At 69.6% G+C, this 25,847-nt stretch carries 19 protein-coding genes; 8 read left to right on the top strand and 11 right to left on the bottom strand.

What is annotated here, in order from left to right; all coding sequences use genetic code 11:
• The first annotated feature begins 19 nt into the window (after positions 1–19).
• The 7 genes from melA (at position 20) to QFZ27_RS28500 (ending at position 6,313) form a co-directional block, all read left to right on the top strand.
• Complete coding sequence (gene melA / locus QFZ27_RS28530; protein WP_429229831.1) at positions 20–1,489, top strand: alpha-glucosidase/alpha-galactosidase; 1,470 nt, start codon at positions 20–22, stop codon at positions 1,487–1,489.
• A 48-nt stretch (positions 1,490–1,537) separates the two neighbouring features.
• Positions 1,538–2,788 carry an ABC transporter substrate-binding protein gene (locus QFZ27_RS28525; protein ID WP_429229830.1) on the top strand — a complete coding sequence of 417 codons (1,251 nt, stop codon included), beginning with the start codon at positions 1,538–1,540 and terminating at the stop codon, positions 2,786–2,788.
• 145 nt (positions 2,789–2,933) lie between these two features.
• Positions 2,934–3,887, top strand: a complete 954-nt coding sequence (locus QFZ27_RS28520) for a carbohydrate ABC transporter permease (protein WP_429229829.1) — start codon at positions 2,934–2,936, stop codon at positions 3,885–3,887.
• On the top strand, positions 3,887–4,732 hold the full coding sequence (locus QFZ27_RS28515) for a carbohydrate ABC transporter permease (protein ID WP_429229828.1): 846 nt from the start codon (positions 3,887–3,889) through the stop codon (positions 4,730–4,732). The genes QFZ27_RS28520 and QFZ27_RS28515 overlap by 1 nt, the downstream gene beginning before the upstream one ends.
• Positions 4,733–4,815: 83 nt before the next feature.
• Positions 4,816–5,496: a glutathione S-transferase family protein gene (locus QFZ27_RS28510; RefSeq protein ID WP_429229827.1), complete on the top strand. Its 681-nt coding sequence runs from the start codon at positions 4,816–4,818 to the stop codon at positions 5,494–5,496.
• A 14-nt stretch (positions 5,497–5,510) separates the two neighbouring features.
• Positions 5,511–5,843, top strand: a complete 333-nt coding sequence (locus QFZ27_RS28505; protein ID WP_429229826.1) for an ArsR/SmtB family transcription factor — start codon at positions 5,511–5,513, stop codon at positions 5,841–5,843.
• Entirely contained in the window at positions 5,840–6,313 is a 474-nt protein-coding gene (locus QFZ27_RS28500) for an SRPBCC family protein (protein ID WP_429229825.1), read from the top strand. The genes QFZ27_RS28505 and QFZ27_RS28500 overlap by 4 nt, the downstream gene beginning before the upstream one ends.
• 4 nt (positions 6,314–6,317) lie before the next feature.
• Here the strand turns inward: QFZ27_RS28500 and QFZ27_RS28495 are convergent, their stop codons facing one another.
• The 6 genes from QFZ27_RS28495 to pepN form a co-directional block, all read right to left on the bottom strand.
• On the bottom strand, positions 6,318–7,772 hold the full coding sequence (locus QFZ27_RS28495) for a sensor histidine kinase (protein WP_429229824.1): 1,455 nt from the start codon (positions 7,770–7,772) through the stop codon (positions 6,318–6,320).
• A complete protein-coding gene (locus QFZ27_RS28490; protein WP_429229823.1) occupies positions 7,759–8,439 on the bottom strand; it encodes a winged helix-turn-helix domain-containing protein in 681 nt (226 codons plus the stop codon). The genes QFZ27_RS28495 and QFZ27_RS28490 overlap by 14 nt, the downstream gene beginning before the upstream one ends.
• A 70-nt stretch (positions 8,440–8,509) precedes the next feature.
• Positions 8,510–8,917, bottom strand: coding sequence for a YbaN family protein (locus QFZ27_RS28485; protein WP_429229822.1), 408 nt, complete (start codon positions 8,915–8,917; stop codon positions 8,510–8,512).
• Positions 8,904–10,652, bottom strand: a complete 1,749-nt coding sequence (gene cydC / locus QFZ27_RS28480) for a thiol reductant ABC exporter subunit CydC (protein WP_429229821.1) — start codon at positions 10,650–10,652, stop codon at positions 8,904–8,906. The genes QFZ27_RS28485 and cydC overlap by 14 nt, the downstream gene beginning before the upstream one ends.
• Entirely contained in the window at positions 10,652–12,379 is a 1,728-nt protein-coding gene (cydD, locus tag QFZ27_RS28475) for a thiol reductant ABC exporter subunit CydD (protein WP_429229820.1), read from the bottom strand. Before cydD ends, cydC begins: the two co-directional genes overlap by 1 nt.
• A 189-nt stretch (positions 12,380–12,568) precedes the next feature.
• On the bottom strand, positions 12,569–15,214 hold the full coding sequence (gene pepN, locus QFZ27_RS28470; protein ID WP_429229819.1) for an aminopeptidase N: 2,646 nt from the start codon (positions 15,212–15,214) through the stop codon (positions 12,569–12,571).
• Positions 15,215–15,465: 251 nt separating this feature from the next.
• Here pepN and QFZ27_RS28465 point away from each other — a divergent pair, with 251 nt between their 5' ends.
• Positions 15,466–18,177 carry a beta strand repeat-containing protein gene (locus QFZ27_RS28465; protein WP_429229818.1) on the top strand — a complete coding sequence of 904 codons (2,712 nt, stop codon included), beginning with the start codon at positions 15,466–15,468 and terminating at the stop codon, positions 18,175–18,177.
• A gap of 40 nt (positions 18,178–18,217) precedes the next feature.
• On the opposite strand, the gene QFZ27_RS28460 is transcribed toward QFZ27_RS28465, so the two are convergent.
• From QFZ27_RS28460 to QFZ27_RS28440, 5 genes are all read right to left on the bottom strand, one after another.
• Complete coding sequence (locus tag QFZ27_RS28460; protein WP_429229817.1) at positions 18,218–21,169, bottom strand: phosphoenolpyruvate carboxylase; 2,952 nt, start codon at positions 21,167–21,169, stop codon at positions 18,218–18,220.
• A gap of 444 nt (positions 21,170–21,613) precedes the next feature.
• A complete protein-coding gene (locus tag QFZ27_RS28455; RefSeq protein ID WP_429229816.1) occupies positions 21,614–22,012 on the bottom strand; it encodes a hypothetical protein in 399 nt (132 codons plus the stop codon).
• A 260-nt stretch (positions 22,013–22,272) separates the two neighbouring features.
• A complete protein-coding gene (locus QFZ27_RS28450) occupies positions 22,273–24,270 on the bottom strand; it encodes a PhoX family protein (RefSeq protein ID WP_429229815.1) in 1,998 nt (665 codons plus the stop codon).
• A 161-nt stretch (positions 24,271–24,431) separates the two neighbouring features.
• Positions 24,432–24,827: a PAS domain-containing protein gene (locus QFZ27_RS28445; protein ID WP_429229814.1), complete on the bottom strand. Its 396-nt coding sequence runs from the start codon at positions 24,825–24,827 to the stop codon at positions 24,432–24,434.
• A 4-nt stretch (positions 24,828–24,831) separates the two neighbouring features.
• Positions 24,832–25,806 (bottom strand): threonine ammonia-lyase, encoded by a 975-nt coding sequence (locus QFZ27_RS28440; RefSeq protein WP_429229813.1) that lies wholly within the window; start codon positions 25,804–25,806, stop codon positions 24,832–24,834.
• Positions 25,807–25,847: the final 41 nt, after the last annotated feature.

Below are 25,847 nucleotides of genomic sequence, written 5' to 3'. Positions count from 1 at the left end.
TGGGCTCCGGGAGGATGCGATGAAGGTTGCCGTGATCGGCGCGGGCAGCGTCGGCTTCACCCGGAAGCTGGTGCGCGACATGCTGAAGGTGTCGGAGCTGCAGGACACCGAATTCGCGCTGCACGACATCAATGCCGACAACCTCGACATGGTGGCGCAGATCCTGCGCCGCGACATCGAGGCCAACCGGCTGCCGGCGCGGGTCACCACCTCCGTGGAGCGGCGGCGGGCGCTGGAAGGGGCGCGCTACGTCATCAGCTGCGTCCGCATCGGCGGCCTTCGCGCCTTCGCCAGCGACATCGAGATCCCGCTGAAATACGGCGTCGACCAATGCGTCGGCGACACCATCTGCGCCGGCGGCATCCTGTACGGCCAGCGCAACATCCCGCAGATCCTCGATTTCTGCCGCGACATCCGGGCAGAGGCGGAGGAGGGGGCGTGGTTCCTGAACTACGCCAACCCGATGGCGATGAACACCTGGGCCGCGATCGAGCATGGCGGCGTCGCCAACACCATCGGCCTGTGCCACGGCGTGCAGCATGGCTGGCACCAGATCGCCGAGGTGCTGGGCGCCGAGGACCCGCACGAGGTCGACTACGTCTGCGCCGGCATCAACCACCAGACCTGGTACACCGACATCCGCTTCCGCGGCCGCAAGATCGAGGCGGCGGAGCTGCTGGAGGCCTTCGAGCGCCACCCGCGCTACAGCCAGGAGGAGAAGGTCCGGATCGACGTGCTGCGGCGCTTCGGCTGCTATTCGACCGAGAGCAACGGCCATCTCAGCGAATACCTGCCCTGGTACCGGAAGCGGCCGGACGAGATCAACCGCTGGATCGACCTGTCGAACTGGATCAACGGCGAGACGGGCGGCTATCTGCGCCACTGCACCGAGCAGCGGAACTGGTTCGAGACCGACTTCCCGCGCTGGCTGTCCGAGGCCGGGGCGCCCTTGTCCGACTACCGCCGCTCCGACGAGCACGGCAGCTACATCATCGAGGCGCTGGAGACCGGCCGGGTCTATCGCGGCCATTTCAACCGGCGCAACGAGGGGCTGATTAAGAACCTGCCGCAGGATTGTATCGTCGAGACCCCGGGCTTCGTCGACCGCTTCGGCCTGAACATGGCGGCGGGACTGGAGCTGCCGCTGGGCTGCGCCGCCACCTGCAACGCCTCGGTCAACGTCCAGCGCATGGCGGTGCGGGCGGCGGTGACCGGCGACCTCGACCTGCTGCGCCTGGCCGTGCTGCACGATCCGCTGGTCGGCGCCGTCTGCAACCCGGACGAGGTCTGGCAGATGGTCGACGAGCTGCTGGTGGCCCAGGCCGAATGGCTGCCGCAATACGCCGATGCCGTCGACGGCGCCAAGCGGCGCCTGGCCCGTGGCGGCGTGGCGACGCGCGACTGGGGCGGCGCCGCCCGCCTGTCGGTGCGCAGCGTCGACGAATTGCGCGAGGCCCGGGCCCGGACAAAGGCCGACGCCGCGGAATAGCCGGGGCGGCCAACGCCCGGCGGAAATCATCATCGAGGGGAGGCGACCATGAGATTGACCAAGATCGCGCTGGTGCTGGCGGGGCTGCTGCTGGCGCTGCCCGCCATGGCCGAGCCGGTGACCCTACGCTTCTGGGTGGCCTGGGACCCGGCCCAGCCGGACGCCAAGGCGATGCAGGCGCAGATCGCCGCCTTCGAACAGGCGCATCCGGACATCAGGATCGAGACCCAGAACATCGCCTTCAGCGCCCTGCACGACAAGCTGGTGACGGCGGTGGCTGGCGGCGACGCCCCCGACCTCAGCTGGGGCCTGCCGGAATGGTTCGGCGAGCTGTACCGCATGGGCGCGCTGCTCGACCTCACCCCCTATGCCGCCGACTGGCCGGGGCGCGAGGCGATCTACCCGAACGTGATCGAGGCGCTGACCATCGACGGCAAGCTGATGGCGATGCCGCATTACCTCGGCATCCGGGCGCTGCTGTACCACGAGGAGATGCTGAAGAAGGCCGGGGTCGCGGCGCCGCCGAAGACCTGGGACGAGCTGATCGCGGCGGCCGTGAAGGTCAAGGCGGCGACCGGCCAGTACGGCTTCGGCATCGCCGGCACCGGGGTGCGGGCGCCGCAGGAGCTGATCATGTACCTGGCCCAGAACGACGTCGCCATCGCCCGGCGCCAGCCCGACGGCGGCTACAAGAACAGCTGGGCCGACGACCCGGCCGAGCTGGCGCGGGCGACCGAGGTCTTCGCCTTCTATCGCCGCCTGCTGGACGAGGGCGCCTTGCCGCCCGAGGCCGTCGGTTGCGGCTGGGAGGAGGAGGACAGCAACTTCGCCCTCGGCAAATACGCCATGGCGATCGACGGCGCCTGGATGCAGTCGCGCGCCCAGCAGAACCCCGAGACGATGGCCGATGTGAAGGTGGCGCCGCCGCCCTACAAGCTGAAGCCGGCGACCTTCTTCGAGATCAACCCCTTCTTCCTCTACAAGGCGACGCAGCATCCGAAGGAGGTCTGGGCCTTCGCGGCCTTCATGACCGGCCGCGACTACCAGGCGGCGGCGCGGCCGACGACCTCGATCCGCCAGGACGTGGTCAGCCCCGGAGTCTGGGGCGAGGGCTTCTCCTCGCTGGCCTCGACCGGCGTGGTCTTCCCGCCGGTGGCGCTGGGCCAGATCACCCGGGCGATGGAGGAATCGATCGGCCGCGTGCTCCTGAAGAAGGAGGATCCGGCCGAGGTCGCTGTCTGGCTCGCCAAGCAGGTCAACCGCGCCCTGCGCCAGTCCGGCGAGCTGAGCTCGTCGTAGGAGGGGGGCAAGTGGCTTACGCAGAGCCGGATCGACGACCCCACCTGTCATGCTCGGGCTTGACCCGGGCATCCAGGAGATGTCGAGACCCTCTGGATTGCCGGGTCAAGCCCGGCAATGACAGCCTTGGAAAGGCGTCGGAAACATGAAGGCCGCCGCCGAAGCCGCCGCCCGGGCGCCGATCCTCTCCGTCCGGGCTGCGGGCCGTCCCCCGACCCGCGCCGCCCGGATCCGGCGCACCGCGCTGGTCTTCCTGGCGCCGGCCGGGATCCTGGTCCTGGTGCTGGTCGCCTATCCGCTGCTGCGGGTGCTGTGGGACAGCCTGCGTTACGTCAACCTGGTCAACCCGTCGGTCACCGGCTTCGCCGGCTGGGACAACTACCTGACGGTGTGGGAGGATGGCGACTTCCTGCCGGCGCTGTGGAACACCGCGATCTGGACCGGGCTGTCGGTGACCGGGGAATACGCGCTCGGCCTCGCCTCCGCCGTGGCGCTGGCCCAGCCGGTCAAAGCCCGCGCCATCTTCCGCGGCCTGATCATCATCCCCTGGGTGATCCCGATCGCCGTCGCCGGGCTGAACTGGACCTGGATGCTGACGCCGGATTACGGGATCCTGAACATCTGGATGGTCAAGCTGGGCCTGCTCGACGCGCCCTATCCCTGGCTCGGCCAGATGGACACGGCGCTCTTGACCGTCACCTTCGTCAACATCTGGCGCAGCTATCCGTTCTACACCCTCAGCCTGCTGGCCGCGCTGCAGGCGATCCCGCGCGAGCTGCACGAGGCCGCGGCGGTGGACGGGGCAGGGGCCTGGCGCCGCTTCCGGGTGATCACCCTGCCGCATCTGCGCACCGTGTCGCTGACCTTGATCTTCATCCACATCGTCTGGACCGCGATCAATTTCGACTTCATCTGGGTGATGACCCAGGGCGGCCCGCTGAACGCGTCGGAGACGCTGCCGATCATGATCTACCGCTACGCCATGCAGGACTTCGACGTCGGTGCCGCCTGCGCCGTGGCCTCGATGTCGATGGCGTTCCTGGCCAGCCTGTTCTTCGTCTACCACTACGGCGTCGCCCGGCGCCGGCGGGAGGGCTGATGGTCGTCGGCGCCTCCCAGCGGTCGCTCCGCGGCGTGCTGACCTACGGCACGCTGATGCTGTTCGCGGCCTACAGCCTGTTCCCGTTCCTGTGGATGATCGACACGGCGCTGAAGCCGGTGGCTGAGGTGCGCAGCGCCGACCCCAGCTTCTGGATCGACGCCCCGACCCTGTCGAACTTCACCCGGGTGCTGCTGGACAGCGAGTTCCTGACCTATTTCCGCAACAGCCTGATCGTCGCCGCCGGATCGACCATCCTGACCATCACCGTCTCGGTCTTCTGCAGCTACGCGCTCAGCCGCTGGGCGTATCTGTCGCTGTCGCGCCTGGTCGGCGGGGCGCTGCTGCTGTCGCAGATGATCCCGGGCGTGCTGCTGCTGGTGCCGCTCTACATCCTGATGCAGCGCCTCGGCCTCCTGTCGACCTATGCGGCGCTGATCATCGTCTACTGCACCTTCACCATCCCGCTCTGCACCTTCATGCTGAAGGGCTTCTTCGATGCGGTGCCGCGCGAGCTGGAGGACGCGTCGGAGATCGACGGCTGCTCCCGCACCGGTTTCATTCTGCGGGTGCTGCTGCCGGTCTCGGCGCCCGGCATCTTCGCCACCGCGGTCTTCGCCTTCGTCACCGCCTGGAACGAGTTCATGTTCGGCTATGTGCTGATCAATAGCGACGCGCGGCGAACGCTCACCCCCGGCATCATGCTGTTCAAGGGCTCGCATCTGACCGACTGGGGCGGGCTGATGGCCGCCTCGGTCCTCGCCGTGGTGCCGATCGCGCTCGGCTTCGTCTATCTCCAGCGCTTCCTGGTCGAAGGGCTGTCGGCGGGGGCGGTGAAGGGCTGACGGTTTCCGAGAGAGGAAACTGTTGTTGCTGCCATTGCCGGCTTCGGATAGTTTCCATCTCAGGAAACTATGGATGTGGAACGATGGCGCTGACCCTGTACCTCCACCCGCTGGCCTCCTTCTGTCACAAGGTCCTGATCGCCTTCTACGAGAACGAGGTCGCGTTCCAGCCGGTGACGGTCGACCTGCAGGACCCGGGCGAGGCGGGGGCGCTGATGGCGAAATGGCCGGTCGGGAAGATCCCGGTGCTCCACGACACGGCGCACGACCGCGTCGTCGCCGAGACCAGCATCATCATAGAATACGTTCAGCGGCACTATCCCGGCCCGGTGCCGATGCTGCCGGAGGACGAGGAGCAGGCGCTCGACGCCCGGCTCTGGGACCGCGCCTTCGACCTCTATGTCGCCACGCCGATGCAGAAGATCGTCGTCGACCGGATCCGCCCCGAGGGCAGCCAGGATCCCTATGGCGTCGCCGAGGCGCGAGGGACGCTCGACACCGCCTACGCCATGATCGACGCGCAGCTGGCGGGGAAAGACTGGGCCGCCGGCGACCGCTTCACCCTCGCCGACTGCGCCGCGTGCCCGGCCCTGTTCTACGCTTCGATCGTGCACCCCTTCGGCTCCGCGCACGCCAACCTCGCCGCCTATTTCGAACGGCTGCTCGACCGGCCGTCGATGCGGCGCACGCTGCGCGAGGCGCGGCCCTTCTTTACGATGTTCCCCTATCGCGAGGCCATGCCGGACCGGTTCCTGCGCGACTAGCCGAGGCCCGAGCCGTGGAGCCGCAAGCCGTCGACCGCATCTTCATCGCCCTGTCCGACCCGAACCGCCGGGGCATGGCCGAGCGCCTGAGCCGCGGCCCGGCGACGGTCAAGCAGCTGGCCGATCCGGCCGGGATGCGGCTGCCCTCGGCGGTCAAGCACCTGCGGATCCTGGAGGACAGCGGCATCGTCGTGTCGCGCAAGGCCGGCCGCGCCCGCACCTACAGCCTGCAGCCCGCCGCCCTGACCGTGATCGCCGACTGGGTGCGCGATCGGGAAGCCGCCCTGCACGCCGCCTTCGACCGCCTGGAAGCGGCGATGCGCGAGATTCCTGAGGAGACACCGTGACCACCGTCGACCATTCCACCTTCGTCGTCGAGCGCGAGCTGCCCGGCAGCCCCGCCCATGCCTTCCGCTTCTGGGCGGAGCCGGAGCTGAAGCGGCGCTGGACCGACTGCCACCCCGACTGGGCCGTGCTCGAGGACCTGTTCGATTTCCGGGTCGGCGGCGTCGAGGCCAAGCACTGGCGGATGCCCGACGGGCAGGAGATGACCTTCCGGGCCCATTACCTCGACATCGTTCCGGGGCAGCGGATCATCTACGCCTATGAGATGAGCTTCGGCGGCCAGCGCGTCTCGGCCTCGCTGGCGACGGTCGAACTGCTGCCGGCCGGCAGCCGCACCCGGATGAAGTTCACCGAGCAGGCCGCGTTCCTCGCCGGCGGCGACGGCGCCCGCCGCCAGCGCATCGGCGGCACCGAAAGTGTGTTCGACGGGCTGGTCGAGTTGATCCGCCAGGACCTCGCCGGCGCCCGGTAGCCGCTCAGGACTGCGGGGAGGCGAGCCGGCCCGGCGGCGGCGTGATCTGGGCCATGTCCTGCGGCACGTCCTGGGAACCGGCCAGCACATGCGGGAAGCGCATCGCGACCTGCAGCCCGGGCGCATTGTCGGCCAGGGTCAGCGTCGCCCGGTGCAGCCGCGCCACTGCCGAGACCAGCGACAGCCCGAGGCCGGCGCCCGGGGCGCTTCGGCTGGCGTCGAGCCGGACGAAGCGGTCCAGCACCCGGCCGCGCGCCTCCTCCGGGATGCCGGGGCCGCTGTCGCGGATCTCCAGCACCGCGCCGTCGCCGTCGCGCCGGACGGCGAGCCGGATTCGGCCGCCCGCCGGCGTGTACTTGATCGCATTGTCCAGCAGGTTGGCCACGGCCTGGGCCAGCAGGTGGCTGTTGCCCGGCACGGTCACGCCCGGCTCGATCGCCGTCGTCAGGGTCTGGCCTTTGTCTTCGGCCACCGGTCCGTACAGCTCGCCGGCATCGGCGGCCAGCGCCGACAGCTCGATCGGGCTGAACCGGTCGCGCACCGCCCCGGCCTCGGCCAGCGCGATCTCCAGGAGCGCGTTGAAGGTGGCCAGGATGCCGTCGGCCTCGCGGATCGAATCCTCCATCGCCCGGCGGAAGCCGTCGGCATCGGTCTCGCTCATCAGCGAGACCTCCATCCGGCTGCGCAGCCGCGAGATCGGGCTGCGCAGGTCGTGCGCGATGTTGTCGGCGACGCCGCGCATGCCGGTCATCAGCCCATCGATCTGGTCCAGCATCGCGTTCAGGCTGGTGGCCAGGCGGTCGAACTCGTCGCGGTTGCCGCGCACGGGCATGCGCCGGGTCAGGTCGCCCTGCAGGATGTCCTCGGTGCCGCGGTTGATGCCCTCGATCCGGGCCAGCAGGCTGCGGCTCATCAGGATGCCGCCGGCGATGCCGAACACCGCGGTCAGGATCAGGCCGCCGATCAGCGCGTCGGTCATCAGCTTGGTGAAATCGGTGCGCTCGGTCATGTCGCGCCCGACCAGCAGGTAGAAGCCGCCGGCCAGGGCGAAGGTGCGGGCCCGCGCCACCTGGGGCTTGGAGTCGCCGCCGGCATCGGTTGCGACCAGGAAATCGACCGTGCTGTCGGAGGCGCTGCGCGCGATCGGCGGCCAGGAGGACAGGTTGCCCTCGATCCGGTTGTAGTTGCGGTCGGCCAGCAGATAGAGGCCGCGCCGGCCGGGGGCGGCCTGGCTGCGCTCGCGGATGATGCGCATCAGGCCGACCAGGCCGAACTGGCGGTACTGCTCGGCCAGGCCGGTGATCTCGGCCTGGATGGTGTCGTCGGTCTGCGCCGCGATCACCCGCACCGTCTGCCAGTACACGAATCCCATCACACCGGCGACGGATACCCCGAACACCAGCATGTAGATGATCGCGTAGCGGAAGGTGGAGCTGCGGAGGACCCTAATCAGATGCACGGAGGCAGTATCCGGCGCCGCGCACGGTCTGCAGCAGAGGCGCGTCGAAGTCCCGGTCGATCTTCTGCCGCAGCCGGCTGATATGGACGTCGATCACGTTGGTCTGCGGATCGAAGTGATAGTTCCAGACATTCTCCAGCAGCATGGTCCGGGTGACCACCTGGCCGGAATGGCGCATCAGGTACTCCAGGATCTGGAACTCGCGCTGCTGCAGGTCGATCTTGCGGCCGGAGCGGGTGACGCTGCGCGACAGCAGGTCCATCTTCAGGTCGCCGATCTGCAGCTCGGTCTGCGCCGCCGCGGGCGTGGTGCCGCGGCGCAGCAGCGCTTCCAGCCGGGCCAGCAGCTCGGTGAAGGCGTAGGGCTTGGTCAGATAGTCGTCGCCGCCGGCGCGCAGGCCGCGGACCCGGTCGTCGACCTGGCCCATGGCGCTCAGGAACAGCACCGGCGTCTGGTTGCCGTTGCGCCGGATGGTCTCGACGATCAGCAGCCCGTCCATGCCCGGCAGCATGCGGTCGACGATCATCGCGTCGTAGGTCTCGCTGGTCGCCAGGAACAGGCCCTGCGGCCCGTCCGGCGCATGGTCCACGACGAATCCGCTCTCGCGCAGACCCTTGGTGAGGTACTGCGCGGCCTGGGCGTCGTCTTCGATCACGAGGATTCGCATGATCCGAACCTTACGACGAGGCGGGGCGGTTCGGAAATGACAAGCGTGTCATGGCCGGCCCATGCCCCGGTTAGATTTTGGCGTTCGGGCGGGTCAGGATGTACAGGATCAGGATCGCGAAGAAGGCGGCGACGATCCCGACCACCAGGTGCGAATGTACGGTGAACGCCAGGATCGCCAAGCTGGTGGCCAGGCTGACGACCGCCAGCAGCTTGGCCCAGGCCGGGATGGCGCCGTGCCGCTCCCAGGCCTGCAGCGTCGGGCCGAAGCGGGGATGGGTCAGCAGCCAGTTGTGCAGCCGCGGCGAGGACCGGGCGAAGGCCCACAGCGCCAGGATCATGAAGATCGTCGTCGGCCACAGCGGCACGAACACCCCGATGATGCCGGCGATCACGCACAGCGTGCCGAACAGCTGCAGCACCAGCCGCAGCGTGGTCGGGCCCAGGACACCGATCCGCCTGAGGTCAAACCGCGGCATGGCGTTTCGCCCGCCCCGGCAGCGCAGCGTCCAGGATCTCGGCCGGCACGCCCTGCACCGCGATCCGGCCCTCGGCCATCAGCACGGCGCTGTCGGCCAGGCGCAGCAGCGCCGGACGGTGGGTGATCACCAGCGTGGTGCGGCCGGCGGTCAGCCGCTCCAGCGCCTCGATCACCTGCGCCTCGGTGTCGGCGTCGAGGCCCTCGGTCGGCTCGTCCAACACCAGGATCGGCGCGCCCTTCAGGAAGCAGCGGGCCAGGGCGATGCGCCGTGCCTGGCCGCCCGAGACCCGGACGCCGGCTTCGCCGACCCAGGTGTCGAGCCCGCGCGGCAGGCCCTCGACCCAGGCAGCGAGTCCAGCGGCCTCGACCGCTGCGGCGAGCGCCGTGTCGTCGGCCAACGGGTCACCGATCAGCAGGTTGTCGCGGATCGTCCCGGCGAAGATCTGGCTGCGCTGCGACAGATAGGCGATGCGGCGCCAGATCTCGGCCTGGGGCAGGCGGCGGAGGTCGACGCCGCCCAGGGTGATGCTGCCCGAATCCGGGTCGCGGAAGCGCAGGATCAGGGCGGTCAGCGTGCTCTTGCCGCTGCCGCTGGGGCCGACCAGGGCGATCCGCCCGCCCTCCGGCAGCTCCAGGTCGATGTCGCGCACCGCCGGCCGGTCGTCGGCCCGGTAGCGATAGGACACGCCGGACAGGACGATGGTGTTACCGGCCGGGGCAGGGGCCGGCGCCTCCGGGTCGCGCACCAGCGGCGCCAGCCCGGCGAAGTCGAGCAGCCGGCGGGCGGCGGCCCGGGTGCGGCCGAGATTCTGGAAGGCCAGGGGCAGCGGCACCAGCGCGTCGAACAGCGCCAGCGCGCCCAGCATCATCAGCGCCACCGCCGGCCCCGGCAGCACCCCGGCGGCGATGCCGGCCACGCCGAGCGCCAGGATCGCCAGCGCCGCCAGCTGCCCGGCCAGGCCGGACAGCGCGGTGGAGACGCCGGACAGCCGGGCCATGCGCCGCTGTGCCGTCATCAGCACCTCGTTCTCGGCCAGCACCGCGTCGGCGTGGCGGCTGTCGGCCTGGTAGACCTTCAGCTCGGCCAGGCCCTGCACGCCCTCGACGATGCGGGTGCGCAGCCGTGCCGTGGCCAGGGCGATCGCCCGGCCCACCGGGGCGCCGATCCGCTGCATCGCCCAGGGCAGGGCGATCCCGACCAGCAGCGCCAGCGCCACCACGATCGCCGCCGCCGCCGGGTCCAGCCACAGCAGCACGCCGCCGACCAGCAGCACCGCCAGCACGGCGACCACGGCGGGCACGATCACGCGGAGGTAGACGGCGTCGAGCGAATCGACATCGGCGGTCATGCGGTTCAGCAGGTCACCGCCGCGCTGCTCCTCCAGCCGCGCCGGAGCCAGCGGGATGGCGACGCGGAACAGCCAGACGCGCAAGCCCGCCAGGAAGCGGAAGGTGGCGTCATGCGTCACCAGCCGCTCGGCATAGCGCGATCCGGTGCGCAGCACGGCCAAGCCGCGGATGCCGGCCGACGGGCTGGTGAAGTTGAAGGCGACGGCGGTCGCCGCCACCGCGCCGGCCACGGCCGAGGCGGCAATGAACCAGCCGGACAGCACCAGCAGGCCCAGCCCAGACAGGGCGGTGACGATGGCCAGTAGCAGGCCAAGCGCCATCTTCCGCCGCTGCGGCCGCGCCAGGCGCAGGATGGCGATCAGGGGGCGGTCGTGACGGTCCATCACGCTGCCTCCGCCTGCACCCGGCCCTGGTCGAGCAGGATCCGGCGGTCGGCGATCGCCATCGCCGCCGGGCTGTGCGTTGCCACCACCACGGTGCGGCCGCGGGCCAGGCGGCGAATCGACTCCAGGATCTCGGCCTCGGTGTCGCGGTCCAGCGCGGCGGTCGGCTCGTCCAGCAGCACCAGCGGCGCATCCTTCAGGAAGGCGCGGGCCAGGGCGACGCGCTGGGCCTGGCCGCCGGACAGGCCGATGCCGCGCTCGCCGACCGGCGTGTCCAGCCCTTGGGGCAGTGCCGCCGCGAACTCCGTCACCCGGGCCTCGGCCGCGGCATGGTCGACCGCCGCATCGTCGGCCTCGGGCCGGCCCAGCCGGATGTTGTCGCGCAGCGTGCCGTGGAACAGCACCGGCGCCTGGCCGATCCAGGCGATGCGGCGGCGCAGCTCCTCCGGGTCGATCTCGGCCAGGTCGACGCCATTGACCAGCACCCGGCCGGCATCCGGCCGGCGGAAGCCCAGCAGCAGCGACAGCAGGGTCGACTTGCCGGCGCCGCTCATCCCGACCAGGGCGATGTGGTCGCCCGGCGCGATCCGCAGACTGACCCCGCGCACGGCGCTGCGGGTGCCGCCGTCGAAGGCGACCGAGACGGTCTCAAACACGATGTCGAGCTCGCCCTCCGGCATCGCCCGCCCGCCGGCGGGGGCGTCGGCCGGCGTGTCCAGCACCTCGGCCAGGCCCTCGGCGGCGCCGATCGCAGCCACCCGGTCATGGTAATAGGCGGCCAGCAGCCGCAGCGGCTGGAAGAAGTCGGGCGCCATCAGCAGCACGAACAGGCCGCTGAACAGGGTCAGGGTCGGCGCGGTGCCCCAGCCGATATGGCCGAGCAGGCCGAGGCCGACATAGGTGGCGACGACCGCGACCGCGACCGAGGCGAAGAACTCCAGGCTGGCCGAGGACAGGAAGGCGATGCGCAGCACCCGCATGGTGCGGTCGCGGAAGGCGTCGGCGGCCAGGGCGATGCCCTCGACCTCCGCCTCGGCCCGGCCGAACAGCCGCAGCGTCGCCAGCCCTTGCAGCCGGTCGAGGAAATAGGCGCTCATCCGCGCTAGGGTGCGGAACTGCTTGCGGCTCTCATCCGCCGCCTTCATGCCGATCAGCGCCATCATCAGCGGCACGAAGGGCCCGGCAATGGTCAGGATCACGCCGGACACCCAGTCGATCGGATAGACCGCGGCCAGGATCAGGATCGGCAGGATCGACGCCACCCGGCTCTGCGGCAGGAAGCGGGCGTAGTAGCCGTCCAGCGCCTCGATCCGCTCGATCAGCGTCACCGCCAGGTCGCCGGTCTGCCGCTCCGCCCGCCAGGCGGGCCCCAGGGCGTGGACGCGGTCCAGGATCTGCCGCCGCAGCCGGGTCTTCACCTGGGTCGCCGCCACCGCGCCAAGCGCCTCCCAGGTCCAGGCGGCGCCGGCCCGCAGCAGCGCCGCGGCCAGCAGGGCGGCGAACAGCGGCCACAGCTCGGACAGGGTTGCCCCGTCCATCACCGCGCGCTGCAGGATCCAGGCGATCAGCCCGGCCTGGGCCACGCCGCACAGGCCCTGGGCGATCCCGGCGGCCGCGGTCAGGCCGATCGGCCGGCGCGCCAGCCCGGCCTGCCGCTTCAGCCAGCGGCCGGCGGCGCGGTCGTCGATCGGGCCGGTCGCGGAAGGGCGGGGCGGAGTGGGGGCCAAGGGTTCGGTGCTCCAGTGACTGCCAAGGGCGAGGTAAGGTGCCGGCCCGGTCCGGTCAACGGCACGAAGTGAAGCAGCTGTTTCGCGCCGAGCCGCGGGCATGCCCTTCTGACCATAGCGTCATCCGGATCGTCCTCCCCCTGTCCCTTCGGCCGAGACCCGGCCGAGGTTTCATTTCGACGCAGGCGCCTACGCCCGGCTCTTCGCCGCGATCTCATAAACGTCGCGCGACAGGTCAGGCGCCGCCAGGATGCGGTCCAGCTCGGCCTGCATCGCCGCCCGTCGGCCGGGCTCGTGGCGCTGCCAGCGGCCGAGCGGCACCAGGATGCGCGCCGCCAGCTGCGGGTTCGGCCCGTTCAGCGCCAGCACCTGGTCGGCCAGGAAGGCGTAGCCGGAGCCGTCCGCCGCGTGGAAGTGCAGCGGGTTGCCCATGGCCAGGTTGGAGATCAGCGCCCGCGCCCGGTTCGGGTTGCGCAGGGTGAAGGCCGGGTGCCGGGTCAGCGCCTTGATCGCCTCGAGCGTGCCGGGCAGGGCGGAGGTCGCCTGCAGCGCGAACCACTTGTCGACCACCAGCGGCTCGTCCTGCCACTTCGCGTAGAACGCCTCCAGCGCCTGCACCCGCTCCGGGATGTCGCGGTCGCGCAGCACGGTCAGCGCCGCCAGCACGTCGGTCATGGTGCCGCCGGTCCGGGTCTGGGCCAGGACCAGCCCGGTCGCCTCGGCATCGCCCTGCAGCAGGCCGAGATACCCGAGGCAAGCGTTCTTCAGCGCCCGCCGGCCGACAGCGGCGGCGGAGACGTCGAACGGCCCCTGGTCGTCATTGCCGCGATACAGCGCCAGCAGCCGGTCGCGCAGCGCCGTGGCGATCGCCAGCCTCGCCGCCTCGCGCACCGCATGGATGCCCTCGACGTCGATCAGCGCCATCTGGTCGGCCAGGAAGGATTCGCTCGGCAGCGCCATCGCCTCGGCGACGAAGGCGGCGTCGAGTGCCGGGTCGTCCAGCAGCCGGCCGACGGCGGCGACGAAATCCGGGTCCAGCCGCCACTCGCGCCCGGCCTTGCGGGCGGCGACGCCCTCCAGCAGCAGCTGGGCCGCCAGCTGCTGGCCGGCCTCCCAACGGTTGAACGGATCGCTGTCATGGGCGAACAGGAAGGCCAGACGGTCGCGTGGCTGCGGCGCCAGCTTGACCGGGGCGGAGAAGCCGCGGAACAGCGACGGCACCGGCCGCCCGGCCAAGCCTTCGAAGACGAAGCGCTGGACCGCGCCGTTCAGCGACAGCACCCGGGTGCCGGGCTTGGCCTCGGCCTCGCCGGCCAGCCGCACCGGCAGGTCGCGGCCCTGCGCATCGAGCAGGCCGAGCGCGACCGGGATGTGCAGCGGCTGCTTGTCCGGCTGGCCCGGCGTCGGCGCGGTCGACTGCGCCAGGGTCAGGCTGTAGCGGCCGGAATCCCACTCCTCCTCGATGGCGATCTCCGGCGTGCCGGCCTGGGAATACCAGCGACGGAACAGCGTCAGGTCGATGCCGCTCGCATCCTCCATCGCCGCGACGAAGTTCTCGCAGGTCGCGGCCTCGCCGTCATGGCGCTCGACATAGAGGTCGATGCCCTTGCGGTAGCGCTCCGGCCCGATCAGGGTGTGGATCATGCGGATGACCTCCGCGCCCTTCTCATAGACCGTCGGCGTGTAGAAGTTGTTGATCTCGATGTAGCTCTCCGGCCGGATCGGGTGGGCGATCGGGCCGGCATCCTCCGGGAACTGGATGGCGCGCAGCCGGCGGACATCGGCGATGCGCTGCACCGGCCGGCTGTTCAGGTCGGCGGAGAACTCCTGGTCGCGGAAGACGGTCAGGCCTTCCTTCAGCGACAGCTGGAACCAGTCGCGGCAGGTGATGCGGTTGCCGGTCCAGTTGTGGAAATACTCATGCGCCACGACGGATTCGACGCGCTGGAAGTCGCCGTCGGTCGCGGTCTCGCGGCTGGCCAGCACCAGGGCCGTGTTGAAGATGTTCAGGCCCTTGTTCTCCATCGCCCCCATGTTGAAGTCGGAGACGGCGACGATCATGAACAGGTCGAGGTCGTATTCGAAGCCGTAGACCTGCTCGTCCCAGGCCATCGACGCCTTCAGCGACCGCATGGCGTGGTCGACCTTGGTCTCGTCGCCGCGGCGGGTGAAGATCTTGAGGTCGACCGTCCGGCCGGACCGGGTGGTGAAGCTGTCCTCGACCGCCACCAGGTCGCCGGCCACCAGGGCGAACAGGTAGGACGGCTTGGGGAACGGGTCCTCCCACTTCGCCCAGTGCCGGCCGCCCTCGGCCTCGCCGGCGCCGACCGGATTCCCGTTCGACAGCAGCACCGGGACCTTGGTCTTGTCGGCGACGATGGTGGTGGTGTAGCGGGCCAGCACGTCCGGCCGGTCGAGATAATAGGTGATGTGGCGGAAGCCCTCGGCCTCGCACTGGGTGCAGAAATTGCCGCCGGAGGTGTAGAGCCCCTGCAGCGAGGTGTTGTTCTGCGGCTCGATCTCAGTGGTGATCTCGAGGGTGAAGGACTGGGGCAGGCCGGGCAGGGTCAGGTGCTCGGCATCGACCGAATAGCGGTTGTCGCCCAGCGCCTCGCCGTCCAGGACGACGCCGGTCAGCTTCAGGCCCTGGCCGTCCAGCACCAGCGGCGCCGCGGGGTCGGGGGTCGCCGGGTTGCGCCGCATGGTCAGGCGCGACCGCACCGTCGCCCCGTCCTCGCGCAGGTCGAAATGCAGGTCGACCGTGTCGATCAGGAAGTCGGGCAGCCGGTAGTCGGCGAGGCGGACGGTGCGCGGGGCGCTGGTGGAATCGGTCATCGGATCTCGGCCGCTGGAGGATCTGTTCCTCCCTGTCTAGACCAGCGGGGCCGGCGGTGGAATGGGGGAGCGGCCCGCACGGCGTTGATGGATGCGGGATGTTCGTCGCCGTCAATTTGAGCTATACGAAGTTATTCACAAATGCTGGGCATCTCGCAGATCCGCTCTTTATCGAACGGCTGCGCTGATCAAGCCGACGCCCTGCTGCCTCTGCAGACTGGTATAGTCGCGGAATTTGAAGGGAGAGTATTATGGAGCCGATTGTCGACGGCGTTCTCGATCTCAGTGGGCGCGCCAATGGAATCGAGGCGCGCTGGACGTACTATGCCGATATCCGGAACTATTCTTACACGGTCAGCAACGCGGGCAGCCCTACAGGCGAGAAGGTCCTGGATTTCGCTGCCTGCGACACCATCGTCGGGACCCATTACGACGACGTGATGAGCGTCAATTTCTCCTCCCAGCTTCATGGGATGACCCTGAACGGGCTGGAGGGGAATGATAGCCTCAGCGGTTCCCGGTACGTGGACCATCTGAATGGCGGCGCCGGCGATGATTACATGGCCGGCCATGGCGGCGCGGATGTCCTTGACGGCGGCAGCGGCATCGACATGGTCAACTACCTCTCCGATGAAACCCCTTCCCAATATGGGATCACGGTTGACCTGGCCGCCGGCACCAGCAGCTACGGCGACACCCTGATCAGCATCGAGAATGTCCGGGGGACGGAATATAACGACACCCTGATCGGCGACGCGGGCGACAACACTCTCGATGGCTGGGACGGTGAGGATGTGCTGAGCGGCGGCGGCGGCAATGACATCCTCGTCGACGGCGGAGACTGGCGCGCCGATCGATATGACGGCGGGACCGGCATCGATACGGTGGACTATCGCTACAACAATGCCATTGCCGTCAATCTCGCCACCGGCATGGCCCCCGATCATGACGTCCTGATCGGCATCGAGAATATCAGCGGCAGCAGACACAACGACGTCCTGAGCGGAGATGCCGGCGCCAACGTCCTGTCGGGCCAGGATGGTGACGATGCCCTGAACGGGGCCGCCGGGGCGGACACGCTGGCCGGCGGCCTCGGCAACGATGGCCTCGCCGGCGGGGCCGGGGCGGACAGCCTGCGGGGCGGCGACGGCACCGACCGGGCGGAATATGGAGCGTCCACGGCCGGTGTGACGGTGAACCTCGCCACTGGCGCGAACAGCGGCGGCGATGCGGCCGGGGACGTGCTGAGCGGCGTCGAGCTGATCAGCGGTTCCGGCTTCAATGATGTCCTGGCCGGCGACGGCGGCGCCAACACATTGTGGGGGCGGGACGGCGACGACCAGCTCACCGGCAATGCCGGCAACGACACGCTCTATGGCGGGAACGGCATCGACTCTCTGGCCGGGGGCGAAGGCAACGACATGCTCATCGGCGGCACCGGGACCGACGCGCTGAACGGCGGCGCCGGGACCGACACCGCCAACTATTCCGACGCCTTGGCCGGGGTGGCGCTCAGCCTCGCTGCTGGCACCGGCACGGCCGGCGATGCGGCGGGCGACAGTCTCACCGGCATCGAAAGCGTCGTCGGCTCGGCGTTCGACGACATCGTCACCGGCGCTGCCAGCGCCAACGGGCTGTGGGGCATGGCTGGCTCGGACCGGCTGTCGGGCGGTGCCGGCGCCGACAGGCTCGACGGCGGCACCGGTGGTGACTGGCTGACTGGTGGAGCCGAGGCGGATGTCCTGACCGGCGGTGACGGCAGCGATGCCGCTGTCTACGACACCTCCGGCGCCGCGGTGATGATCAGCCTGGCCACCGGCGCCAAGAATGGCGGCGACGCCGTCGGCGACATCTTTGTCGGGATCGAGGGGGTGGTCGGCTCGGCCTTCGCCGACACGCTGACAGGTGACGGCGGGGCCAACATGCTGAACGGGGGCGCCGGCAGTGACGTGCTCACGGGCGCTGACGGCAACGACACCCTCTTCGGCGGCGCCGGTGCCGATCGGCTGGATGGCGGGGCCGGGACCGACATGGCGGACTACGACGCCGATCCCGCCCGCAACACCACCGGCGTGGCGATCAACCTCGGTGCCGGGACCGCGTCCGGCGGCAATGCCCAGGGCGACATCCTGACCGGCATCGAGACGGTCGGCGGCACCGCCTATGCCGACACGCTGACCGGCGATGCCGGGGCCAACACCCTGTGGGGCCGCGCCGGAAACGACGGGCTTGGCGGCGGCCTCGGCGACGATGCGCTCTATGGCGAGGCGGGAACCGACACGCTGCGCGGCGGCGACGGCAATGACAGCCTCGTCGGCGGCGCCGGCGCCGACATCCTGGATGGCGGCAACGGCATCGATGTCGCCAATTATGCGAACGCCGCCGGCGCCGTGCGGCTGAGCCTCGGCACCGGCGTCGGCACGGCAGGCGACGCGGCTGGAGACACGCTCACCGGCATCGAGAACGCCCAAGGCTCAGCCTTCGGCGACACGGTCGCGGGCAATGCCGCCGCGAACGCGCTGTGGGGCCTGGGCGGTGCCGACACCCTCATGGGGGGCGGCGGCAACGACGCCCTCAAGGGCGGTGACGGCAATGATGGCCTGGTCGGTGGCTCCGGCGCCGACGTCCTGGCCGGCGGGGCCGGCGGGGACTGGTTCATGTATGGCGCGGTCGGCGACAGCACCGTGGCGGCGGGCCGCGACACCATCATCGACTACAACAATGCGGAGCGCGACAGGCTCGATCTGTCCGCCATCGACGCCGACGGCAATGGCGGCAACGGCAACACCGCCTTCACCTTCCGCGGCGCCAATGCCTTCACCGGCGCCGGGCATGAAGTGCGGGTGATGGCAGGCGGCGGCCTTCAGTCGGTGCTGGTCGATATCAACGGCGACAAGATCGCCGACATGCAGATCGACGTCCACAGCGCCTATACGCTGGTCGCAGCCGATTTCGTTCTCTGACTCCGCAGGGGCGGGCGAGGGGCCAACCCTCGCCCGCCCCTTAGCCGAAGAAGCCGGTCCGGTGCACCACCGCGGCCGAGACCCCGCGCACCAGGCCGTACAACTGCCGCATCGGGCGGAAGATGCGCTCGTTCTCGAACTGGTAGTTCTGGCTTTCGTCCGAGCTGTAGCTCGCGGCCTCGCCGAAATCGGCCACGGCGATGGTGTCCTCGGTCAACGGGAAGATCTCCTCCAGCGACGTCACCGCCGGCAGCACGTCGAGATGCAGGATGCGGGCGATCACCTGCTTCACGGTGAGATTGTGCCGGCTGGAGAATTCCGGGATCCGCATCGCCAGCAGGAAGATCTCCTGGATCAGCGCAAGCCGTATCGCGTGCAGCACGGCCAGGGCATCGCGGCTGGCCGGGTCGACATGCGGCGCCTCGTCGGCCACGCTCTCCAGCCCTTCGCGCAGCAGGATGAAGTCCTTGTGCAGGGCGCGGAAGACGCGGCTCTGCCGCTCATACACCGGCATCGGCTCGAGATGGCCGGACAGCGCCACCATCCGGTCCGCCAGCTCGCGGTCGCCGGTGGCGGCGGCGCGGATGATCCAGGAGCCGGGGTCGAGCGCGTCGATATAGGACCGCATCGCCGCCGGGTTGCTGGCCGAGGCGCCGTAGGTGACGATGCCGATCAGCTGCCGGAATCGCGGCGAGGCGGCGTAGAGCTCGCGGAACCGTTCCGGGTCCTTGGCGATGGCGGCACCGGCGCCGCCGACGCTGTTGGCCAGCAGGCCCAGCTGCATCAGGATCGCGTTGTGCGGGATGGCGCGCAGCTGCGACGGCATCGCGTGGTCCAGCTCGCTTGGGTCCTCATGCTGCCGCTTGGTGGCGCGGCTGCCGGAGGGGAACAGCAGGTTCGGCCCCAGCGCCTGCAGCAGCACGCCATAGTCGCGGCTTTGCATCAGCCGGACCTGGAACTCCTTCACCGTGGTGAAGAACTCGCGGATGTAGGAGGCCTCGTCGTAAAACGGGTCGTCCGCCACCTTGCCGTCCCGGGTGTCGTCGACCTCGGCCAGGATGTGCTCGAGGATGCGGGTGACCACGGCATAGGCCATGTCGGGATGGGCGAAGTACAGGTAGCCGTCGCCGCCCTGGAAGCTGACCTCCTGCTTGAAGCCGACGCCCTGGCTGGCCATGAAGGTCCGGGTCGCTGGCGGGTCGACATAGGACAGCCGATCGGCAATTCCGCCCGGGTGGCAGCCGCGGCCGATCGACTCGCCATGGGTGTCGAAGATCAGCAGCTGCACGTCCGGCAGGCCGGCCTTGGCGATCACCCGGATCAGCCTGAGCCGCAACCGCTCGATCGAGGCGCCGGCCGGGGTCTGGCCGAGATAGCGCCCGGCGTCGGAATAGCCGGTCTGGACGCAGACCCGGCCGCGCCGCTGGACATAGGCGCGGTAGTGCGGGTTCTCCAGCAACTGCTCGATGATCCGGCTGCCGTTTTCCAGCGCCTTCTCGGTCTCGAACAGCGGGGAGATGTCGACCATGCCGTCGACCCCGAACAGTCGGGCGTAGTACAGCGCGGTCAGGCAGGTCAGGGCGCTTTCGCTCTCGGCGATCAGGAAGCGGATCGGGGCCGAGCGGTCGTTGTATTTCAGCATCTGCGCCAGCAGCATGAACAGGCGCTTGACCGAGGTGCGCTCGGACAGCAGCGAGCCGAAATTCACCGTCACCGGCTCGACCGCGTCGAGCAGCGCGTTCAGCCGGTCGAGATAGGATTGCCGGTAGCGCGGGTCGTTCGGGTCGGACACCATGCCGACCGCCTTGCGGATGGCGTTGTGCACCTGGGTGGCGTTGATCCGCACATGGGTGTGGGCGGCGCCCAGCCCGTGCGTCGCCAGCTCGGCCCGCAGCAGGCAGAAGCGGCGCGACAGGTCGGGGTCGTCGGTACGCTCCAAGGCCCGGTCGACGATCGCGATCAGGCTGGCGGATTCGGTCAGGCGCAGCGCCTGGCCGGCATGGATGCGCTGGCTGATGACGCGGATCTGCTCGCGCCCGGCGGCGGAGCCGGGATCGGCCACGGCGAAGGCGGCGACCTCGTCGCGGATCTGGGCGATGGCCAGCGCCACCCGGCTCTCCAGCAGGTCCAGCGTCTCCAGCAGGTCGGCGGCGCCCCGCGGCACCCGGGAGCGGATCGCCCGCACTTCGGACAGGTAGTGGTCCAACTGCACCGCCTGGACCAGCAGCCGCTTGTGCAGCGTGTCGGTCCAGCGGATGTCGGAGCGGCCGTCCAGGTCGTAGCCGACCCAGGAGGCCAGCGTGACCAGCCGCGGCGTCAGGCGGCGCCAATCCTCGGGATAGGCGTCGCGGGCGACGTCCAGCAGGATGCCCCAGGCTCGGCCCAGCGCGGCGCGGGCATTGGCGATGGCGTCGAGCGACAGGGCATGCTCGCGCGCCAGGCTCAGATCCTCGTCCGGCCGGTGCTCGGCCGCGGCGGCGCGGGCCAGCAGCGCGGCCCGGGCCTCTTCGGACAGCGGCGTGCCGTCGACGCTGCGGCCGACTGCCAGCACCGCCAGGTCGGCCATCAGGGCGCCGGACAGGTTGAAGGTCGGATGGGCGGTGAAGACGGCACCGAAGGCCTCGCTCTCGACCCGGCGGCGGAAGGCGGCGAAGGGCATCGGGTTGCCCGCCTCGTCCTGCGCCAGGCGCTGGAACAGGGCGCGCAAGGTCGCATCATTGGCCTCGGGCCCGGTCTCGCCGAGATAGCGGCCGAGCCGGGCGGCGCGGTGGCTGAAACCCTCGACCGTGAGATGGCCGATCAGTTCCTCGATGTCGCGATAGCCCAGCTTGCCGTCGGCCAGGCGGCGCGACAGCTCCAGCGCCAGATGCTGGATCGGGTTGGCGAAGGGGTCCTCACGCTGCGACTTCTCATAGCGCTTCAGCAGCTGCGTCAGCTCGCGGGCGAGGGGCAGGTCCTCCGGCCGAGGCGTGGCTGGGCGCGTATCCGGCATGGTGCATCCCCGTGCGGCAGCCGCGATGCTGCAACTGCGTCATGCATCCATGTTGCGCTGCAAAGGGCTTGTCAATCGCTTTGGCGAAGGATATCGGCCGGCGAGCGACAGATTCGAAAGTCTCCGGTTCTCGCGGCTAGATCAGGACTGCCGCCAGGAGTTGAAGAAAACCAATATGTTCCGGCTCGATTCTGAAGCAGAAAAAGAAGTGGCCCCGACGCGGGGGGAAGCGTCGGGGCCGTTCTTAAGCCTGGGTCGATCCGCTCGGAGGGGAGGGAGCGTCCGGCCCGGCTGACGGCTAAATCGATCCCATCGGAGGATCTTGGCGATGGCTGGGGGGACAAACCATCGCCGGCCGCACTATGGATTTGGGAGCGAACTCAAAATTGTCAAGCAATCAGATGCAGGCGCCGGGGCTGCGACGGGCCGTCGCAACGCATGGCTTCAATGCACGTCCGCATGGCTCCTACGGTGACCACGGTCGACCAGGTCGAAGCCGCGCTTCAGCGCCGTGCCGGCGCCGATGACGCTGACGATGAACACGCCCAGCCCGACCCGGTACAACTCGGGCGAAGTGGCCGCGATCAGCCCGATTATGGCCAGGAGCCCGAGCAGGAAGGTCACCGCGAAGCAGGACTCCGGCTCGCTCGGCAGGAAGGCGCGGCTCGGCCGCTCCTCGCGGGCGTCGAAGTGCTGCTTGATCAGCAGCATGACGCTGCCGATGCAGGCGACGAACAGGGCGATGCCCAGCACATACAGATCGTCGCTCTGCGCCCGGGCGGCGCTGACCAGCCCGAGCAGGGCAATGATGGCGGCCGCGGCGGCCGCGTTCAAGCGTCTCATGATCCCGTGGTCCGATCGTCTCGCGAAACCCACGCCACTATCGATATGGGTCGACCGCGCCGCAAGATCGACGACGAGGAAGCGACAAAAAAACCTCCCTATGAGGGGAGGTTCGGGTCTCTGACGACCCTCGCGTCATTGCGAGGAGGCGAAGCCGACGAAGCAATCCAGGAGCCACGACAAACGGCCCTGGATTGCTTCGCTGCGCTCGCAATGGCGATCTATAAATTTGTCAGGTGGTTACGTGATTATCCTCAACCTCAAACTCCGATCTTGCCGCCACCCTGCTTGGTGATCACTACCACCGAGGGCCGCGGCGGCATGCCGTCCTGGAAGTCGGGCCAGCGGGTGGAGGGATCGGCGAAGGTGCTGGGGCGGCCGAATTCCGGCCACTCCTTGCCGCCTTCACCCGGATGCTGCACCGCGACGAAGAAGCTGGTCACATCCGGGGTGATCTTCGGGCCGCACATCTCGGCGCCGACCGGGACACGGAAGAAAAGCTTGCCGGTGCCGCGGGCTTCGCCCTCGGTCTCCAAGCCCCAGATGCCGTCGGCGCGGCCGCTGTATTTGTAGTTGTTGCCGTCGGTCGAGATCCACAGCCGGCCGTCGGCGTCGATCTCGCAATTGTCGGGCGACCCGAACCAGCCATTCTTGCTGGTGCCGGGATGGAAGGTGGCGCCGACCGCGGCGACGCTGGGGTCGCCGCACTTCACCAGCAGGTCCCAGGTGCCCGCGGTGGCGGTGTGGTCGCCGTCGGCCGGGGTGATCTCGACGATGTGGCCGAACCTGTTCTCCGGCCGGGGATTGGCGGCGTCGACCTGTTCGGCCTTGCGCTTGTCGTTGTTGGTCAGCATGACGTAGACCTTGCCGTTCACCGGGTTCGGCTGGACGTCCTCAGGCCGGTCCATCTTGGTGGCACCCAGCAGGTCGGCGGCGCGGCGGGTCTCGATCAGCACGTCGGCCTGGCTCTTGAAGCCGTTGGCCTCGGTCAGCGGGCCCTGGCCGAACACCACCGGCATCCAGGCGAGCTTGCCGTCGGCGTCGAACTTGGCGACATAGAGCGTGCCCTCGTCCAGCAGGTCCATGTTCGCCGCCCGGTTGTTCGGGTCGAACTTGCCGGTGGTCACGAACTTGTAGAGATAGTCGAAGCGCTGGTCGTCGCCAGCGTAGAAGACGACCCGGCCGTCCTTGGCGACGATGCTCTCGGCGCCTTCGTGCTTGAAGCGGCCCAGCGCGGTGCGCTTTTTCGGGGTCGAGGTCGGGTCGGTAGGGTCGATCTCGACCACCCAGCCGAAGCGGTTGGCTTCGTTCGGCTCCTTGACCATGTCGAACCGGTCATGGTGCAGGCTCCAGGCGTATTCCGCCTCGCCCATGCCGTAGCGCTTGTAGTTGCGCGCCTCCGGATGGTCGTCCTTCAGCTCGCCGCCGAAATAGCCGTTGAAGTTCTCTTCGGCATGCACCGTGGTGCCCCAGGGGGTGGTGCCGCCGGCGCAGTTGTTGATGGTGCCGATCACCTTGGTGCCGGTCGGATCGGCCTTGGTCTTGAGGCGGTCGTGGCCGGCGGCCGGGCCGGTGACCAGGAATTCGGTCGAGAGCGCGGTGATCCGGCGGTTGTAGGGGCTGTCCGCCACCACCGCCCATTTGCCGTCGGCGCCGCGCTTGACCTCGATCACCGACTGGCCGTGCGCGGCCATCTCGATGTCGACCTGCTCCTTGGTCAGCTTCGACAGCTCGAACTCGCCCTTCGCGTCGGCGACGCCGGGGAACATGAGGCCGGCGTCGGTGTATTCGTGGTTCACCACCAGCAGGCCGTGGTCGCTCGAATTCGAGCCCAGCGGCAGCGGCACGTAGCCGATATAGTCGCTGTTGTAGCCGAACTGCTTCTCCTGCGCGTCGGCAGTCTGCTTCTGCACGTCGAAGGCCGGCGCGCCCTTGGCCACCGGGTCGCCCCAGCGGATCAGGATGTCGGCATCATAGCCCTTGGCCACATGGTGCTTGGTGTCGACGCCGGCCTCGAGCTCCTCGAAGACGTAGCGCGACGGCACGGTCGCCTGCGCCGGGCGGCTGTTCGACAGGAACGCGGCCGGGCCCGCCACCGCGCTGATCGCCGAGACGGCCAGGGCGCCGCGCAGCATGCCGCGCCGGCCGAAGCGGGCGTTGACGATGTCGCCCATGGTCGGGTTGTCGGAGAGGTTGCTGCTGCGGTCGTCCTGCTGCTCGTAGCGCTGAACGCGCGACAGGGTGGAATCCTGGTCCATCTCGGTCCCCTCTGGGCTGGCTGCCGTGGCGGCGGGCTTCGAATCCGGGGCGGACCTTACCGATCCGTAATGTTCGATTTGTTTCAGGTCGATGACGGTTCGATGAACGTCGGCGAGGCGGTTCGAGGCGGCGGCTCCGGCCTGTTCGCGGACGGTAAGGATCAGGTCTGCGGCGGCGCCAGCCCCACCAGCGCCGCGCCGATCGCGCCGCTATCGTCCGCCAGCGGGCACAGCAGTGCCGGCCGGTCGCCGAGCCGGGCCTCGACAAGCCGGGCTTCGGCGATCATCCGGGCGATTGCGGCCACGGCCTCAGGCCCGCCCAGCGGCGTCCGGTCCAGCGGCTGGTCGCCCGGATTGCCGCCCAGCGCCTCCTTCACCGCGGTGCCGGCCCACAGCACCCGCGGCGCCGGGCCGGACAGGTCGAGCATCAGCAGATGCGGCAGCATCGGCATGATCTCGACCGGACTCAGCGCGTCGCGATGCGGCGGCCGGCCGCCCTCGGCACGGCCCTCCCACCAGCCCTGCAGCCGGTCGAAGAGGGCGGGGCGGCCGGTCATCGGGTCACAGCGTCGCGAGCGCGTCGCGGAAGGTGGCGGCGTCGACATTGCCGCCGGAGCAGACGATGACGACGCTGCGGATGTCGTCCGGAATCCGCCGCTCCAGCGTCGCCGCCAGGCCGATGGCGCCGCCCGGCTCCATCACCAGCTTCAGCGTGTCGAAGGCCACGGCCATGGCCCGCAGCACCGCGTCGTCCGAAGCGGTGACGCCGCCCGACAGCGTCTCGCGCGCGATCGAGAAGGTGATCTCGCCCGGGGTGGGGGATTGCAGCGCGTCGCAGATCGACCGGGCCGCGGGATCGTTCGTCACGCGCTCGCCGGCCGCCAGCGACCGCCGCATGTCGTCCAGCGCCTCCGGCTCGGCGGAATAGATCCGGGTGCCCGGCAGCCGCGCCTTCACCGCCACCGAGATGCCGGAAACCAGGCCGCCGCCGCTGCAGCCGACCAGCACCGCGTCCGGGCGCACGCCCAGCTCGGCGCATTGCTCGGCGATCTCCAGGCCGATCGTGCCCTGGCCGGCGATGATGCCGGGGTCGTCATAGGGCCTCACCAGCGTGGCGCCGGTCTCGGCCTGGATCTTCGCCGCCACCACCTCGCGGTCCTCGCCGAAGCGGTCATAGGCGACCACGGTGGCGCCGTAGGACTCGGTGTTGCGCCGCTTGATCGCCGGCGCGTCGGCCGGCATCACGATCGTAGCCTTGATGCCGAACAGCCTGGCCGCCGCCGCCACGCCCTGGGCGTGGTTGCCGCTGGAAAAGGCGACCACGCCGCGGGCCCGGTCGGCCTCCGGGATCATGGCGATGCGGTTGTAGGCGCCGCGGAACTTGAACGACCCGGTGCGCTGCAGCGGCTCGGCCTTGACCAGCACCTCACGCCCCACCCGGGCGTCGAGCAGCGGCGAGCGCAGCAGCGGCGTGCGCACGGCTTGGCCAAGGAGACGGCCGGCGGCAGTCTCGATATCGGTGACGGAGACGATCATCTTTTTTTCTCAGCCCATTACCGATGTGATTTAAACCAAAC

The sequence above is a fragment of the Inquilinus ginsengisoli genome (assembly GCF_050434925.1).
GTDB classification, from domain to species: Bacteria; Pseudomonadota; Alphaproteobacteria; order DSM-16000; family Inquilinaceae; genus Inquilinus; species Inquilinus ginsengisoli_B.
This window is presented reverse-complemented; position numbering and strand designations above follow the sequence as displayed.